This window comes from Paenibacillus sp. 01T442 (genome assembly GCF_056398345.1).
In genome coordinates this window covers 125,866-140,430 of the sequence record NZ_JBFTPF010000005.1, presented here as the reverse complement: position 1 = coordinate 140,430, position 14,565 = coordinate 125,866, and the positions used below count along the sequence as shown (strand labels likewise).

The following is a 14,565-nucleotide window of genomic DNA, read 5'->3' as shown; positions in this document are numbered from 1 at the left end:
AGCTATTTCAGCCAGTTTACTCACTTTGGATAGACTAACTGGATTTCCTACAGCTAATTTGGCTAGCTTTCGCTGAAACGGCTGATATCAAGAATATTAACTGTACGTTTTCCATCTATTTTGTTATTTCTGGTCTTTTCCGCATAAATAGATGGAGGTTTTCCAGTTAATGCTGAGGGAGCGCCAAGTCAGGAGGGAGGCCATCTTTAATATTGGGGTTGGGTTTTCTCGGGTTAAAAGCAAAAGCCGCCTCCCAAGTTACACTTGAGAGACGGCCCTTTATCCAATTTGTACTACTGTGCACTTGCCGGCTTTGCCTCCTGGCTGCCTTGAGCTTCAGACTGAGCGGCAGCGCCAGGGACACCAAACTCAGCATTGTAGCTCGTTTGCGTACCTTTGGTCAAATAATCATGATCCATATAGGTGGCCAGGTACTGTTTACCGAACATCAAGTCATACTGTACGTTCCGATAATCGGCGATGAGCGGTGCCGCGGATTCCGGTGCAGTTGCATGCAACTGCCCATCTTGATCAACAATCAAATTGCTAAGAAGCCCTGGTACTTGTCGTGCCAACTCGGCATTCAAAGCAAAATTCGCTGGCTTTTCCATATGAAGCATATCAAGAACGTGAGCTCCTAAGAAAGAATCACTCAGCAGCGGAATGTCTTGCTTCGGCATATCGAAGTTGGACCACGTCACAAGTGGGATGCTGTGCATCTTTTTGATTTCTTCCAACGACCATTTGTTAGCATCACTTGTTGAGATAAAGCCTGCTTCTTTATACACCTGATAATCCATGCCAAGCATCGGCAAATGATCACCATAGAAAACGATCATCGTCGGTTCATCCGAATCCTTGAAATGATCAATCATCATTTGCAAGCTTTGATCCGCATCATGTGCACCTTGCGTATACGTTTCTAGAATGCTTTTGGCTTGCGCTGAAAGATTGCCTGTTGCCTTGAACTGATTTTCCCCATAGCGCGGATCATCATACGGTCCATGATTTTGCATTGTTACGGTATAGATAAACATCGGATTTTCCGTTTTATCTACTTCACTAATCACGTTTCTTGCAACCTCGGCATCGGAGATGAAGTAACCTTTCGTTTCCGGATTGTCGAAGTGTTCACTACTCTTAAAGGATTCAAAACCAAGTTGCTTATACACGTTATTCCGATCCCAGAACCATCCTTCATACGAGTGAATCCCCATGCTCTTATACCCTTTATCAGCAAAATAACTGGCCAAACTTGGAATTGGCTTCGAAATATACTGTTGATACGGAATGGATCCGCCAGGTAAGAAGCTCATTGAGTTCCCCGTCAATACTTCAAATTCCACGTTGCTCGTACCGCCGCCATACTGTGGAGAAAGCAAATATCCGGAACTTGACTCCTTCTGCAAACGGTGGATGGTCGGAAGCGGATCTTCACTGAACGTTACATTCTCTAGTAGGGTAGGATCCCAGAATGCTTCGCTCATTACGAAAATGACATTCGGCTGTTTCCCGTCAGCAAGGGTAGCTTTCGCTTTACGAACGCCTGAATCCTGCTGCATAGCAGCCGCTTGAATATTGGCGGTAGCCGCAGCCTTTTGAATATTGGCCGCTGCAGCAGCCATTGCTTGCTCACTGTATGTTTCAGGCTTTTGAACGATCGAGTTTTTCACATTCAGTGTGAATGCTAGTGTAAGACCATTGTTGGCATAGTTTTGCTGTTGATCCCACACAATTTCACTAACACCTGCGTTGTCTAAAATTTTGCCAGCTAACGGTGTTTTGATCCCAAATGCATACAAGGCATAGAGCGAAAAAAGCCCTAAACCGATTCGAGCGATAACAGGTAGTGTAACACGCGGGATCACCCATCTAAGTGCAAGGACGATGAGAATCACAGCCGCTACAGCGCATATTCGAATTAATGCAGCATTTCCGGTAACTAATGAAGCAATATCCATACTCTCTTTGTTCAGCAATATATCCCAAGGGAAGAACGGCTCCCCAATCATTTTCACTTTCATATACGAGATAATTGCCATCAGACCGAGTATTAAGGTCGTGATAGATCCAGAGATTGCCAAGGAACCTACGAGGGCGTAAACGAAGGACAACAGACAAAAGGTTAACCCTACATTTAACATAAATAATGGTTGATTAGCTGTAATCCACTGCATGGTTTCAGCTAGATTTCCACGTTCGAGAAATTCCATACCTACCACAGACAGAACCGGTAAACCGATCATAAATAAAACTAGTGAAATCGATGCTCCCAGACGGCTTGAGCTCTTTTTACTCGAAAGACGCTTCCGGGGCTTCAAATTCAAGTGCATCTTGCATCACTCTCCTCATGCCCCTAATTGTAAATGTCAATTGTGAAGGAATTATGTAGCTAACCTTAATATAACCTTAACAATTCCAGTTTATGTAAATTACTTCAACCCAGCTAACCAAGCTGCGAGTGCTTTCAATTCTTCTTCCTTCATCGTGACCTGAAACGGCGGCATCCCGCCCCCACCCTTTTGTATCCGCTTTACGATTTCAGCTTCGGTGAGGCGTTCTCCCACTTTTTGAATATTGGGACCTTGTCCACCTTGTAATTGATTACCATGACAGGAGATACAATAATTTTGATATAACTTTGGAACATCTACATTCGCAGAAACACTCGCACTCGGTGTCGCCGATGGTTTATCTCCACAAGCAGTTAAGCTTAATGCTGCCACCAGCAAGAAGCCGCCAACCAAACCTACTCTCATTTTCATGTGCGCAAACTCCTTCAATCTCATTTCTCTCATCATACCAGAGCGTGGATTGGAAAAGAAAGAAGAGCCGCGTGCACCATCACATGAACAACCTCGATTTTCCTACCGATCAAGGCTTCTCATGTCATTATTATGGTCAAATTCGCGGCTTTTAATATGAATTTATTTGATATTTTTACGCCAGCTTAAGACGAATCACATTCCAAGAGGCCTTACCAAGAACAGCCTCAATGTGCCCATTTGAAGAAATCGTCGCATTCCCTGCGGAATGTGGTTTCACACGATCTGGCGCTTCCAACGTATTCGAAGCCTTAAGATCGTCATGCTCCAATACGATATGCTCCTTGATTTGGAAGCCGCCGAAGCTGCGAAGATCCATCTCTAAAGGTAGTGCATCTGCCAAATGACGATTCACTGCGAAAATAGTCAACTCCGATGCTTTCTCGTTATGCACGGCAACAGCCTCGAGATAGGGTACGTCCGTGTAGTCCTTCGCGTCATACTTCGGTGATTTAATGAGCGGTACGAGAACTGTTCCACGACCATACACACTTGCATGCAAATAAGGATAATAAATCGTTTGCTTCCACGCAGCACCGCCACTCGCGGTCATAATAGGCGCAATCACATTAACCAGTTGGGCTAAGCAGGCCATTTTGACACGATCCGCACGTTTCAGCATGGAAATTAGCATACAGCCTACAAGAAGCGCATCTTCATGGTTATAGATGTCCTCCAACTGCGGAGGCGCAATGGACCATGGCTCGATCTTACGGTCGGCATCATGCGAGTGATACCACACGTTCCATTCATCGAAGGATAGATTGATCTTCTTCTTGCCGCGCTTTTTCGCCTGAACGAAGTCTGCCGTAGCAATCACAGTATGGATGAAGCGATCCATGCCTAAGGATTGCGCTAGGAAATTCGCTGAATCTTGATCACGATTGCCATAGTACTGATGCAGCGAAATATAATCAACATGATCATAGGTATGCTCAAGAACGGTCGCTTCCCAATCGGGGAAGGTAGGCATGGCTAAGCTGGAACTGCCGCAAGCGACCAGCTCGATGGAAGGGTCAACCCACTTCATCACTTTCGCTGTCTCACAGGCGATACGGCCATATTCCACCGCCGTTTTGCTTCCGGTTTGCCACGGGCCATCCATTTCGTTGCCTAAGCACCACGTTTTGATGTTATGCGGTGTGCGGTAGCCATKGGAAATACGCAAATCACTCCAATAGGTGCCGCCGTTGATGTTAGCGTATTCCATAATGTCCCTCGCCTCATCAGGACCACGAGTTCCTAGATTCACAGCCATCATGGCATCCGTGTTCGCTTTGCGGCACCAGTCCATAAATTCATTAAGGCCGATCAAATTCGGCTCAATCGTGCGCCAAGCAAGATCAAGACGTCTTTTGCGCTGATCCACAGGTCCGATGCCATCCTCCCAATTGTAACCGGATACAAAGTTCCCACCGGGATAACGAACAATCGGCACATTCAAGCCTTTAACCAACTCCAGCACATCTCCCCGGAACCCCTGTTCATCTGCTTGCGGATGTCCAGGCTCATAAATCCCGCCATACACCGCACGGCCCAAATGCTCAATAAAGGAACCATACAACCGTGGATCAACTTCTCCTACTTTGAAATCCTTGTCAATAATCATGCTTGCTTTCATAGACATTTAGCTCACCTCATCGTATAATTAATATAAATATAAATCGGTTAATACAAACGTTATGTATAGCTCATATTAAACAATAAAAAAGGATGAAGATCAATACCTTTCACCCGTTTTTGTTGCATTCATATTTATGTTAATCAGAAGATACGAAAGAAGGCGTTGATGGCATGATTCAAACGACTACAGACCGCAAATGGCTGCCCTTATATGAAGCGTTAGCTAGCGATGTGCGCCTGCACATTTTGGAATTATTGGCTGAAGAAGAGATGAACGTGAAGGATTTGGCGCAGCGTCTTTCCCTAAGCAGTGCAATCGTGACGATGCATGTCAAAAAGTTGGAGACCGGCGGCCTCATCCATACGAAGCTCGTTCGTAAGCAAGGTGGTACACACAAAATCTGTACATTAGCGCTATCGCGCATTGACATTCGGCTTCCACAGTCCACCGAACAGCAGCGATTATTCAATGAAGTATCTGTTCCTGTAGGTCACTATACTCGCTATGAAGTCCATCCGACCTGCGGTTTAGCTTCAACTGAGCGACTGATTGGTCAGTTCGATGACCCCCGATTTTTCTTCGAACCAGAGCGTATGCATGCCAAAATTCTTTGGTTCGCCAAGGGCTTCGTTGAATATCGCGTTCCCAATTATATGCTTCCAGGCCAGACTTTGGAGGAAATCGAAATCTCGCTGGAAATCGGCTCGGAAGCACCGGGTATCGCAGCTAATTGGCCGTCCGATATTCATTTTTATGTGAATGATACTCTGCTTGGGTATTGGACTAGCCCTGGCGATTCCGGTGCTGGTCGCGGCCTTCTTACACCATCTTGGTGGTCGGACTATACGAACCAGTATGGTTGGTTGAAGGTACTTCGCATCACTGAAGAGGGAACATTTCTCGATGGACAACTGCTTTCCACCGTTACAATTCAAGACCTTCCTATCTCACGAAATGAGTGGACCTTACGATTAGAAGTACCCGAGCATGCCGAACATGTCGGTGGGTTGACGCTGTATGGGGAAGGCTTCGGCAACTACAATCAGGATATTCGGTTTCGTACCTACCGAAGGTAGGAGGTGGATGCTTGTAGTACCTAATTCCATTGAATTGCAATGGAATTAGCTAGTATCCAAGGTTACTGCGTAGTATAATAAGGGTATTATATAAGTATAATACTGCTACGAATGAGGTGTGATTATGTATATAAAACCATCAGCAGCAATAAGAAAAAACTATAATCAAATTTCTGAAATGTGTAAAGAAACTGGGGAACCTGTCTATCTTACTAAAAATGGTGAAGGCGATTTGGTCGTCATGGATATTGTCGCATTTGCCAGACGTGAGAGCATGCTAAGACTTCGGGAGAATTTGGTAGCTGTGGAAGAGGACCGAATTGCCGGGAAGCAAGGCGTTTCCATTGATGATGTGGCTTCACTTATGCAAATAGCTGTTAAAGAGGTCTTAGATGGCAAACGCAGATAACCAATATACGGTCATCATTTCCGTTAGGGCAAGTGAAATGCTGGTTTCACATGCCCGATTTTTAGCAAATGTAAGTGCACCAGCCGCACAAAATCTAATTGATGATTTTAAACTTTCGGCAAAATCACTGGAAAACTTTCCAGAAAGAAATCCATGGTTAACTGATAGTTATATTCCCATGAATAAATATCGAAAATTGGTATTGTGCAAGCGATACCTCTTGATCTACCAAATTAAGCAAACAACGGTATTCGTTGATTTTGTACTAGATTGCCGACAAGATTATGGATGGCTTGTGTAGCCTACGTTTTGAGTCGGCCCTACTACTTCAATCCCCTTCGTCCGTCCTTCTGCCAAACGCAAATACTTCTTTCGCCGCCAGCGGATAGCCACTAGAATACCACGAAGATACTCGTCGCACATCATCGCTATGTAAATGCCGGCTAACCCTAAACCGTAATGCAAACCCAGCACATAGGAGAGACCCGCAGCAACGCCCCACATCGAGAACAGCGAAATCACCATATTGAAACGGGTATCACCAATCGCATTGAGTGCATTACCAAAGCCCATATTGATCATTCGGCCTGGCTGCAGTATCGCTGTTAGCACTAAACAAGAAAGGGCTAGCTCAATGATCGCTTTGTCTGAACTGAAGAAGCCTAAGAAGCTTTTCCCGATGATCAAAAGAAGAATGCTGTTGCATCCAACCAAGCCCAGCCCAATCCACGTACCGCGGTAGCCTGCTTTGTATGCCTCCTGCGTTTGCCCTGAACCGAATAGATGCGCAATCTGGATTTGTGCGGATAAAGCAATCGAATAACCTAACATGAAGCAGATGGATTCCAGTGTATTCATATACGTTCTAGCTGCCAATGCTGCAGCACCCATCGTTGCCAAAAAGCTATAAATCGCGAGCTGCGACAACACCCAAGACGACATATTGACGCCGAGCGGCCAGCCAATTCGGATAATTTCACTAAATAGTTTTCGGTTAAAAACGCCCAGATCACGCCATCTGATCCTTCGCTCAAAGATCGAAATAAACATATAGAGGAGTAAACAAGTCGCAACTAACCGGCTCAGTAAGGTTGAAATCGCAACCCCCGTTAAGCCTAGCTGTGGAAATCCGAAAGCACCATTGATCCAACCATAGTTCAACACGACATGGATCACATTCATCCCGATCGCAATAATCATCGGTCCCTTCGTGTTTCCAGTATTCCGAATTGCTGTGCTGAGTGTAGCTGTTAATGCCGTCAATACCATACCACTGCCGACAATTGAAATATACGTATGTGCCATTGGGATTAACCGCTCTTCTAATTGAAACAGCCTCGCAAGTGGAACTGCCTCTACGTACAGGATCACACTAAGAATCGCACCAATGAGTCCGCTTATCGTAACAGCCATAATCCCGACTGTTCGTGCAGATTCCTGCTGATTGGCCCCGATTTTCTGTGCAATGAGAATACCTGCACCGCTGGCCACGGTCATGAATAAAATCATAACCGCTTGAAAGATCTGGTTCGCTAAGCCAACTACCGCAACCGCATCGTCTGAAACGCGGCTAACCATAAGTGTATCAACAGCTCCCAAAAGTAGTTGCAGCAGTAATTCTACAAATATAGGCCATGCTAGAAACCATAACGAATATTTATTTTTCTCAGCCTTCATGTACACGCCACCATCCAGTAAGATTCTCTATTTATTATGAAAATGAAACTTAGTAGTCAGTTCAAATTATAGCTGTTATAGTTGATTTCATGTATCAACATCGCAACTGAAACTTATACAATTCCAACTTTCATTCTGGATTAAGCAGGTGGCTTTCATGGCATTTCTAGAGATCACGATCCCTCCCCTGCCCCACTATATCACGAGCGGATTGAACGCTATTCCGAAGGGAGGGCAGCACCCTAGTCGCAGCAACATCCAAGTCTTTGATCTTCTTATCACCATTTCCGGCTGCTTCTACATCGGTGAGGAGGATGCCAGATTCAAGGTTGGCGCAGGACAAGCCGTCATCTTGCGGCCTGACCGTTATCATTTCGGGACACAGGTATGCTCCGAGATAACTCACACCTATTGGCTGCATTTCCATGTAGGCGGTGCATGGGAGCTGAATAATCCTGCTGTCATTACCCCTGTCTCCTTGGAGGATCCTGCTCCGGAGGAAGCCGTGGTAGAAGCTTTCGCCGTGGAACCCTTCACGATGCGTATTCCACAATTTACGACGCTGCAGTACCCTAAGAAAATGTACGAGATCTTCGACCAGCTTTTGCAGCTGCAGCCTCGTGCGCATGTGGGCAGTGTTCGGTTTGCTCAGCAGCAGCTATTCCAAGAAATCCTGCATCAGCTTGCCGCGTCTGGTGAGACAGATCATGCCTCCGCCTCCAGCGCTTGCGCTGAGAAAGCGGCCTCGTACTTACGGCAGCACTTTCGCGAATCCGTGTCTGCTAAACAGCTCGGCGATGAGCTCAATTTCCATCCTGTCTATATCGCTCGCTGTATGCAAAAAGAATACGGCTGCTCACCCATAACCTATCTCCTGAAAGTAAGAGTAGCACAGGCCAAGCTCTTACTCTTGCAAACGGAGCGGCCCATTGCCCACATTGCTCAGGAGGTTGGCTTTGAGCAGGCTGCCTATTTCGCAGCTAGCTTCACCAAGCTGGAAGGGATGTCGCCTCGGAGCTATCGGCAGCAGTTTTCACAAAGAACCTAGATGATTTGGGATCGATCCATTTATGCTATACTGAGAAAAAAAGGATAAGGAGTCCTCATCATGGCAACCCCCTTACATTGGAAAAAGTCATTATGGATACTCTGGGGCGCGAACTTCTCCATAACGTGTGGCATGAATCTGGTTCTTCCGTTCTTACCTCTCTATATCGGGGAGCTAGGGGTTCATGATCTTGATGATATTGTCCGTTGGACAGGCTGGATCGTGGCTGCCCAATTCATCACTTCCTTTTTGACCCAGCCGCTATGGGGAGCCATTGCCGATCGACGTGGGCGCAAAATCATGCTGCTTCGCGCCGGATTCGGGATGGCCATCGTAACAGCACTCATGGGCATTGTCACATCGCCCTGGCAGCTATTATCGCTCAGGTTGCTGAACGGATTCTTCTCCGGCTTCATCTCGATGGCGGTTTCATTGCAAGCCTCTCTGACACCGCGAGAGCATTCAGGGAAGTCGCTAGGCACGCTGCAAACTGGCGCAATTGCAGGCACCCTCATCGGCCCATTAATTGGCGGTGTGCTGGCAAGCTTTCTCGGGTACCACCATGTGTTCTTCTTCACAGGCGGACTCATGCTATGCGCCAGTATTATCGTCATGGTGTTCATCAAGGAGGAACGGAAGCCCGCTTCTGACAAAAAAGTTAAACAGAAGACACAGTGGCGTTTGTTTCGTCCCTTATTGCCTGTGTTCGCCGCATCCCTGATCACACAGATCGGAATGATGAGCATCGAACCGATCGTAACGGTGTATGCCAAGACCTTATACACAGGGGCGCACTTGGCTTTTTTTGCCGGACTTATCGTCGCAATTACCGGTATCGCCAATTTATTCGGAGCTCCTACATTGGGAAGACTAGGTGACCGTATCGGTCAACGCATGACGCTGGTCATTGCCCTCCTTATGGCGGCAGTCGCTTTTATCCCACAGGCTTTTGCCACGAATATCACGATGCTGTTGGTCGGTAGATTCCTGCTCGGGCTGTTCATCGGTGGCATGATTCCTTCATTGAACGCACTGGTCATGAAGCTTGCAGCTCCAGAGATTCAAGGCACCGCATATGGATTCAATACGTCCTCACTATTCCTTGGCAATCTAATCGGCCCCCTGCTCGGCAGTCATTTGGCAGCTGCGTACGGCTTCACTTCCGTGTTCTATGTCACGATGAGTATTTTACTAATCTGCGCGGTGTTCGTGTATGCGAATCGCAGTTTGGATGCAACCATACGACCCAAAGAGGCGTAGAGAAATAAAGGCATTTGATCATCTAAAAATAAGTAAAATGGAGGATTACGATGAAACACGAAATTTTATATAAAGGCGCATTTCCTATGCTGCGCGTGCAGCTTGAAGCTGGTGAGAACATCAAAGCAGAAGCCGGTGCGATGGTCTCCATGTCCCCGAATATTGAACTCAAAGGAACCGTAGATGGCGGGATCATGAGGGGACTCGGCCGCATGCTCAGCGGAGAGAAGTTCTTCTTCCAAGAATTGACCCCCAATCGTGGATCAGGTGAGGTGCTGCTCGCCCCTGCTGTGATCGGCGACATTGAGGCCGTCGAGCTAGATGGTTCCTATAAGCTATATGTGCAGAAGGACGGCTTCCTGGCCGGCACCTCTGGTATCCAGGTGAACACGAAAATGCAGAATCTGATGAGCGGCTTCATGTCGGGCGAAGGCTTCTTCATCGTAGAGATCAGCGGTAGAGGCACTGTGTTCCTTTCCTCTTACGGGGCGATTCATGCGGTTAACTTAAAACCAGGCGAGGAAGTGCTCATCGATAACGGACACCTTGTCGCTTGGCCGGATTATACGCAGTATACGATTGAAAAAGCCGCAAAAGGCTGGATTTCCAGCCTTACCAGTGGTGAAGGCGTCGTCTGCCGCTTCCGCGGCGAAGGCGTCGTGCTCATTCAAACGCGGAATCCAAAGAGCTTCGGCGGTTGGATTAAGCAGTTGCTGCCGGGCAGATAGGCAGCCGGATATGGAAGAAGAAGCATGCATAGACGGTTACGTCTTGCATGCTTCTTCTGTAGTTGCGCCTCTAGCGAGGGCGCAAGGGCTTGGGAGGTCACCGCGGCAGGCGGTGGCCTGGTTGTGGGAGAATAGCTGTATAACATACAGCTATTCTCTCTCTTTCTGGCCCGCGATCGCTAATAACTGGATAACCTCCAGTTATTTCGACCGATACGGGCGCATTCGCGAGAAAACGTTGAAATTAACTGTATAAAACACAGTTATTCTTTATTTCCCATTACTTTCGGCGAAATTAACAGGAGAAATTCCAGTTATCTCGCGAGCGGCACCGATCATCTGGTCGTATCTATCCATTTTACCTTCTAGCCGCTCAAGGACTTTCTGCATATCTGCCATTCTTGTTAGGAGTTCTTTATGCTGCTCGACTAGGATCTCTTTCCTAGTCTCCAACGTTTCATCACCTTGTTGAAACAGTCGCACATAGTCAATCAAAGTTTCAACTGGAAGGCCTACGCCTCGCATACATTTGATAAATTCAACCCACTTGCAGTCTTCTTCCGTATAGTCCCTAATTCCGCTATTTTTGCGGTTCACCCGCGGAATAAGTCCGACTCGTTCATAGTAGCGCAGTGTGTCCTGTGATAATTCGAATTTCTCACTTACTTCTGCGATCAACATTTAGACTGCACCAACTACCCGATGAGGCACATACTGTTCTTCCAACGACATAATCTCTTCAGGTGTTAACGTAAGCGATAGAGAATCTACCGCATCATCCAGATGAGACATCTTCGTAACACCAATAATTGGCGCTGTTACAGGTTCTTTCTGCAACAACCAGGCAAGGGCAATTTGCGCGCGAGGAACGCCGCGTTTCTCTGCTATTGCGGCAAGGCGATCTACAATTAATCGATCCGCATTTGCAAATGCGTCATATTTCATTCGCTGAGCTTGGTCCGTCTCAGACCGGTGGGTGGTTTCCGACCAATCACGCGTTAATCTTCCAGAGGCCAGCGGACTGTATGGGATTACGCCGATTTTTTGATCCTTGCAAAGCGGCATCATCTCTCTTTCCTCTTCACGATAAATGAGGTTTAAGTGATTCTGCATCGACACAAATCGTGACCAGCCATTTTTCTCAGATACATGCAGGGCCTTTAGGAACTGCCAGGCGTACATCGCAGAAGCACCAATGTATCTTGCCTTCCCAGCTTTGACTACATCATGCAGAGCTTCCATCGTTTCTTCGATCGGCGTATGATAATCCCAGCGATGGATTTGATACAAATCAACATAATCGGCTCCCAATCGCTTAAGGCTCTTATCGATTTCACTCAGGATGGCCTTGCGGGAAAGTCCAGCCCCATTTGGGCCTTGATGCATACGGAAATGAACTTTTGTCGCGAGGACAACTTCATCACGATTCGCATAATCCTTCAGCGCTCGTCCAACAATTTCCTCACTTGTTCCATCTGAATAAATATTCGCTGTATCAAAGAAATTGATACCAAGCTCGAGTGCTTTTTCAATAATAGGACGACTGTTCTCTTCATTCAGCACCCATGGATGCGTCCACCGTTCTGCGACTCCAAAGCTCATGCAACCAAGACTTATCCGCGATACGTCCAAACCTGTATTTCCAAGCTTCACATAATCCATTTGATGATTCCTCGCTTTCCAGTAGCTCATAATTCTCACATGTATAGTTTACTCTCTGGAGTTAACTCCAAGTCAAGTTACAGTTCCTCCCCTTATGATAATTCGGAAGACTCATATCCTCCCGCTTATTCAAATTGACACAAATTAGATAAAGTGATATGGTCAAAGCAACAAGACGTTCCGCCTTTTTTTTGCGGAATGTCTTGTTGTACTTTTATGGGTATTGCACATCTTATGTATTTACTTTGCGAAAGGGTGAGGTCTTATGTGATTCTGCTGTACATGCTAGTCAATCGACAATTTAGGGAGGAATTCTAAGTGATTCAGGTAAAAGAGTTTTTAGATACGGATGCGTCTTATGCGGAGACAAGGGCTAATCAGTTTTTAGCCGAATTGAAAGATGAACAAATTGTTAATGTTTGCTATGGCTCCATCTTGAAGTCATCTGCAAGCGGGGTGGGTTTTCAACGTAGTGCAATCCTTGTAGTTTATAAATCGGGAGAAAGTAATCCCAAGTAAACGAGGTGTTCACACTAAAATGGAGACCTTTTTTAAACTGCTCTCAGTCATCTCTACCGTTCTTCTTGCTGTAATCCTATTTTATTTAATCTTTCAGAAGTATTGAAAAAAGTTATTGAGAAAAATAATTTCCCGGAGGTTTTGTATATGAGGCAATTAGATCGATATTGGAATCTAATCATGTGGGGAGGAATCTACGATGAACCGTAGTCATCTGTCCAACCCTACCCGGAGTCGACTAGTTGATCAGCTTGTTTTTCTTGACGAGCAAACGACGATGTACCTTAACAGTTATCCTTCACAGCAGAAGATTCAAGTGCATAAGAGTATTAAACAATATGTAAAAATATTAGAGAGATTACTTGAGCTTGATGATGTTAATCTTGTAAAAACATTGAGCAAAGTTACGGTAATAGGAAGTAACATTACGATTTGTTACGAAGAGGAAGGATCAAATGAAGTATTTACAGTGGTCCTCCCAACTGAAATAGATCCTGATCAAAATAGGATATCACTGTTTTCGCCAATTGGAAATCAATTGTTATCGAAATCAACAGGTGAAACCTTCATTCTTCAAACTCCGGAGGCAGAATATTCCGTTCGGATTGTAGGGACTTCACTTAGCTAAAATTGCAACTGGACTACCTGAATTTGCGCGCGATTTACTATTACGAGATCATTATGAGTAACGGTTATACTTGAGACTAAAAAGCACCCAAACGGGTGCTTTTTCCAAATTCATTCAATTTCTCATACGAGGGGCAACCATCGATTATGGTAATAAAGGATAACTACGGTGTTTACGGGTACCGCTTCCAAGAAAACCCCGTACTTCCGCTTTACCAGTTATTTGCCGTTGGATTTCAGGATATTCGACAGCAAGAATATGATTGGGACGGCATGAAGCGAATTGACGGGCCCTTATATTTGTTCCAATATACAATTTCCGGACGCGGGAAGATCGAGCTAGACGGCCAGCATCACGATGTGCCAGAGGGAACTTCCTTTTTGGTCGAAATACCCGGCAGGCATCGCTACTACTTACCTGAAGACAGCTCCCATTGGACGTTCTATTTCGCTTTATTTAGGCAAAGCCATCTGCAGCATCTATGGAAGGAACTACTTCAGGAACTTGGACCTATGCCACAGTTCGACCCCCGGAGCTTGGCCATTCGTCGGCTCGAGACCCTCTACTCAGAAGCCCGAATTGGAGCAATAAAAGACGGATATTACGCATCCTCCCTTGTTTATAGCTTCATGATGGAGCTTCTTCGAAGCAGCAGTGCGCAGCGCCAGGAGCGAAGTAATTGGCCAGAGATCGTACGACGGGCAGCTGATTATATTGAAATCAACTTCAGGATGCTGGAAGGACTCGACCAAATTGCGCAAGCAGCTGGCAGCTCAAAGTACCATCTGGCACGTACCTTTCATCAAGTAACTAGCTTCTCACCAATGGCCTATACCTCTAAACTCCGAATCGAACTTGCCGTGAAATTGCTTCGGAATAGCGCATTATCAGTTGAAGAGATCGCTAGGGAGGTTGGCTACCAAAATGGCAGTTATTTTAGCAAAGTATTCCGCAATTGGACCGGCTACTCACCAAGCAGGTTTCGTGAAGGAAAGGAACTTCTTTCCATCGATGAGATCATGTTTGACTAGATACATACCGCAATATTTTACATACGACAGCAAAACATTACGCTAGCTTCCATACCAACTTCGTCTTATTATATGGCT

General features: G+C 46.0%; 15 protein-coding genes. 9 read left to right on the top strand and 6 right to left on the bottom strand.

Going from position 1 to position 14,565, the window contains the following annotated elements; genetic code table 11:
• Positions 1–293: 293 nt before the first annotated feature.
• From AC1DLM_RS07170 to arfA, 3 genes are all read right to left on the bottom strand, one after another.
• On the bottom strand, positions 294–2,333 hold the full coding sequence (locus AC1DLM_RS07170; RefSeq protein WP_477569539.1) for an LTA synthase family protein: 2,040 nt from the start codon (positions 2,331–2,333) through the stop codon (positions 294–296).
• Positions 2,334–2,432: 99 nt separating this feature from the next.
• Positions 2,433–2,765 carry a c-type cytochrome gene (locus tag AC1DLM_RS07165; protein WP_441988259.1) on the bottom strand — a complete coding sequence of 111 codons (333 nt, stop codon included), beginning with the start codon at positions 2,763–2,765 and terminating at the stop codon, positions 2,433–2,435.
• Positions 2,766–2,940: 175 nt separating this feature from the next.
• Positions 2,941–4,452, bottom strand: coding sequence for an arabinosylfuranosidase ArfA (gene arfA, locus AC1DLM_RS07160; RefSeq protein ID WP_477569538.1), 1,512 nt, complete (start codon positions 4,450–4,452; stop codon positions 2,941–2,943).
• Positions 4,453–4,619: 167 nt separating this feature from the next.
• Between arfA and AC1DLM_RS07155 the strand changes: the two genes are divergently transcribed.
• From AC1DLM_RS07155 to AC1DLM_RS07145, 3 genes are all read left to right on the top strand, one after another.
• Positions 4,620–5,525, top strand: a complete 906-nt coding sequence (locus tag AC1DLM_RS07155; protein ID WP_477569537.1) for an ArsR/SmtB family transcription factor — start codon at positions 4,620–4,622, stop codon at positions 5,523–5,525.
• Between the two features lie 124 nt (positions 5,526–5,649).
• The gene (locus AC1DLM_RS07150) at positions 5,650–5,934 is read left to right on the top strand and encodes a type II toxin-antitoxin system Phd/YefM family antitoxin (RefSeq protein ID WP_441988256.1); all 285 of its coding nucleotides are present in this window, start codon (positions 5,650–5,652) and stop codon (positions 5,932–5,934) included.
• Positions 5,918–6,235 carry a type II toxin-antitoxin system RelE/ParE family toxin gene (locus tag AC1DLM_RS07145; RefSeq protein ID WP_441988255.1) on the top strand — a complete coding sequence of 106 codons (318 nt, stop codon included), beginning with the start codon at positions 5,918–5,920 and terminating at the stop codon, positions 6,233–6,235. The genes AC1DLM_RS07150 and AC1DLM_RS07145 overlap by 17 nt, the downstream gene beginning before the upstream one ends.
• Here AC1DLM_RS07145 and AC1DLM_RS07140 read toward each other — a convergent pair.
• Positions 6,217–7,611: an MATE family efflux transporter gene (locus tag AC1DLM_RS07140; protein WP_441988254.1), complete on the bottom strand. Its 1,395-nt coding sequence runs from the start codon at positions 7,609–7,611 to the stop codon at positions 6,217–6,219. The genes AC1DLM_RS07145 and AC1DLM_RS07140 overlap by 19 nt on opposite strands.
• A 157-nt stretch (positions 7,612–7,768) precedes the next feature.
• Between AC1DLM_RS07140 and AC1DLM_RS07135 the strand changes: the two genes are divergently transcribed.
• The 3 genes from AC1DLM_RS07135 to AC1DLM_RS07125 are packed head-to-tail and all read left to right on the top strand — an operon-like array spanning position 7,769 to position 10,647.
• Positions 7,769–8,659, top strand: coding sequence for a helix-turn-helix transcriptional regulator (locus AC1DLM_RS07135; RefSeq protein ID WP_441988253.1), 891 nt, complete (start codon positions 7,769–7,771; stop codon positions 8,657–8,659).
• A 60-nt stretch (positions 8,660–8,719) separates the two neighbouring features.
• Entirely contained in the window at positions 8,720–9,919 is a 1,200-nt protein-coding gene (locus AC1DLM_RS07130) for an MFS transporter (protein WP_441988252.1), read from the top strand.
• Positions 9,920–9,969: 50 nt separating this feature from the next.
• Positions 9,970–10,647, top strand: coding sequence for a TIGR00266 family protein (locus AC1DLM_RS07125; RefSeq protein ID WP_171632407.1), 678 nt, complete (start codon positions 9,970–9,972; stop codon positions 10,645–10,647).
• Between the two features lie 270 nt (positions 10,648–10,917).
• Here AC1DLM_RS07125 and AC1DLM_RS07120 read toward each other — a convergent pair whose 3' ends face one another.
• Positions 10,918–11,328 carry a MerR family transcriptional regulator gene (locus tag AC1DLM_RS07120; RefSeq protein ID WP_477569536.1) on the bottom strand — a complete coding sequence of 137 codons (411 nt, stop codon included), beginning with the start codon at positions 11,326–11,328 and terminating at the stop codon, positions 10,918–10,920.
• The gene (locus AC1DLM_RS07115; RefSeq protein WP_477569535.1) at positions 11,329–12,309 is read right to left on the bottom strand and encodes an aldo/keto reductase; all 981 of its coding nucleotides are present in this window, start codon (positions 12,307–12,309) and stop codon (positions 11,329–11,331) included.
• A gap of 318 nt (positions 12,310–12,627) precedes the next feature.
• Between AC1DLM_RS07115 and AC1DLM_RS07110 the strand changes: the two genes are divergently transcribed.
• From AC1DLM_RS07110 to AC1DLM_RS07100, 3 genes are all read left to right on the top strand, one after another.
• Positions 12,628–12,828: a hypothetical protein gene (locus AC1DLM_RS07110; protein ID WP_056608318.1), complete on the top strand. Its 201-nt coding sequence runs from the start codon at positions 12,628–12,630 to the stop codon at positions 12,826–12,828.
• 199 nt (positions 12,829–13,027) lie between these two features.
• Positions 13,028–13,456, top strand: a complete 429-nt coding sequence (locus AC1DLM_RS07105; RefSeq protein ID WP_477569534.1) for a GreA/GreB family elongation factor — start codon at positions 13,028–13,030, stop codon at positions 13,454–13,456.
• A 146-nt stretch (positions 13,457–13,602) separates the two neighbouring features.
• Positions 13,603–14,487 (top strand): helix-turn-helix domain-containing protein, encoded by an 885-nt coding sequence (locus tag AC1DLM_RS07100; protein WP_477569533.1) that lies wholly within the window; start codon positions 13,603–13,605, stop codon positions 14,485–14,487.
• The last annotated feature ends 78 nt before the right edge of the window (positions 14,488–14,565 follow it).

Excerpts from the sequence above, each read along its gene's own strand:
- AC1DLM_RS07105 (WP_477569534.1), top strand. The coding sequence starts at position 13,028 with ATGAACCGTAGTCATCTGTCCAACCCTACCCGGAGTCGACTAGTTGAT.
- AC1DLM_RS07150 (WP_441988256.1), top strand. The coding sequence starts at position 5,650 with ATGTATATAAAACCATCAGCAGCAATAAGAAAAAACTATAATCAAATT.
- AC1DLM_RS07145 (WP_441988255.1), top strand. The coding sequence starts at position 5,918 with ATGGCAAACGCAGATAACCAATATACGGTCATCATTTCCGTTAGGGCA.
- AC1DLM_RS07135 (WP_441988253.1), top strand. The coding sequence starts at position 7,769 with ATGGCATTTCTAGAGATCACGATCCCTCCCCTGCCCCACTATATCACG.
- AC1DLM_RS07165 (WP_441988259.1), bottom strand. The coding sequence starts at position 2,765 with ATGAAAATGAGAGTAGGTTTGGTTGGCGGCTTCTTGCTGGTGGCAGCA.
- AC1DLM_RS07140 (WP_441988254.1), bottom strand. The coding sequence starts at position 7,611 with ATGAAGGCTGAGAAAAATAAATATTCGTTATGGTTTCTAGCATGGCCT.
- AC1DLM_RS07130 (WP_441988252.1), top strand. The coding sequence starts at position 8,720 with ATGGCAACCCCCTTACATTGGAAAAAGTCATTATGGATACTCTGGGGC.
- AC1DLM_RS07120 (WP_477569536.1), bottom strand. The coding sequence starts at position 11,328 with ATGTTGATCGCAGAAGTAAGTGAGAAATTCGAATTATCACAGGACACA.
- AC1DLM_RS07170 (WP_477569539.1), bottom strand. The coding sequence starts at position 2,333 with ATGCACTTGAATTTGAAGCCCCGGAAGCGTCTTTCGAGTAAAAAGAGC.
- AC1DLM_RS07125 (WP_171632407.1), top strand. The coding sequence starts at position 9,970 with ATGAAACACGAAATTTTATATAAAGGCGCATTTCCTATGCTGCGCGTG.
- AC1DLM_RS07155 (WP_477569537.1), top strand. The coding sequence starts at position 4,620 with ATGATTCAAACGACTACAGACCGCAAATGGCTGCCCTTATATGAAGCG.
- AC1DLM_RS07115 (WP_477569535.1), bottom strand. The coding sequence starts at position 12,309 with ATGGATTATGTGAAGCTTGGAAATACAGGTTTGGACGTATCGCGGATA.
- AC1DLM_RS07100 (WP_477569533.1), top strand. The coding sequence starts at position 13,603 with ATGGTAATAAAGGATAACTACGGTGTTTACGGGTACCGCTTCCAAGAA.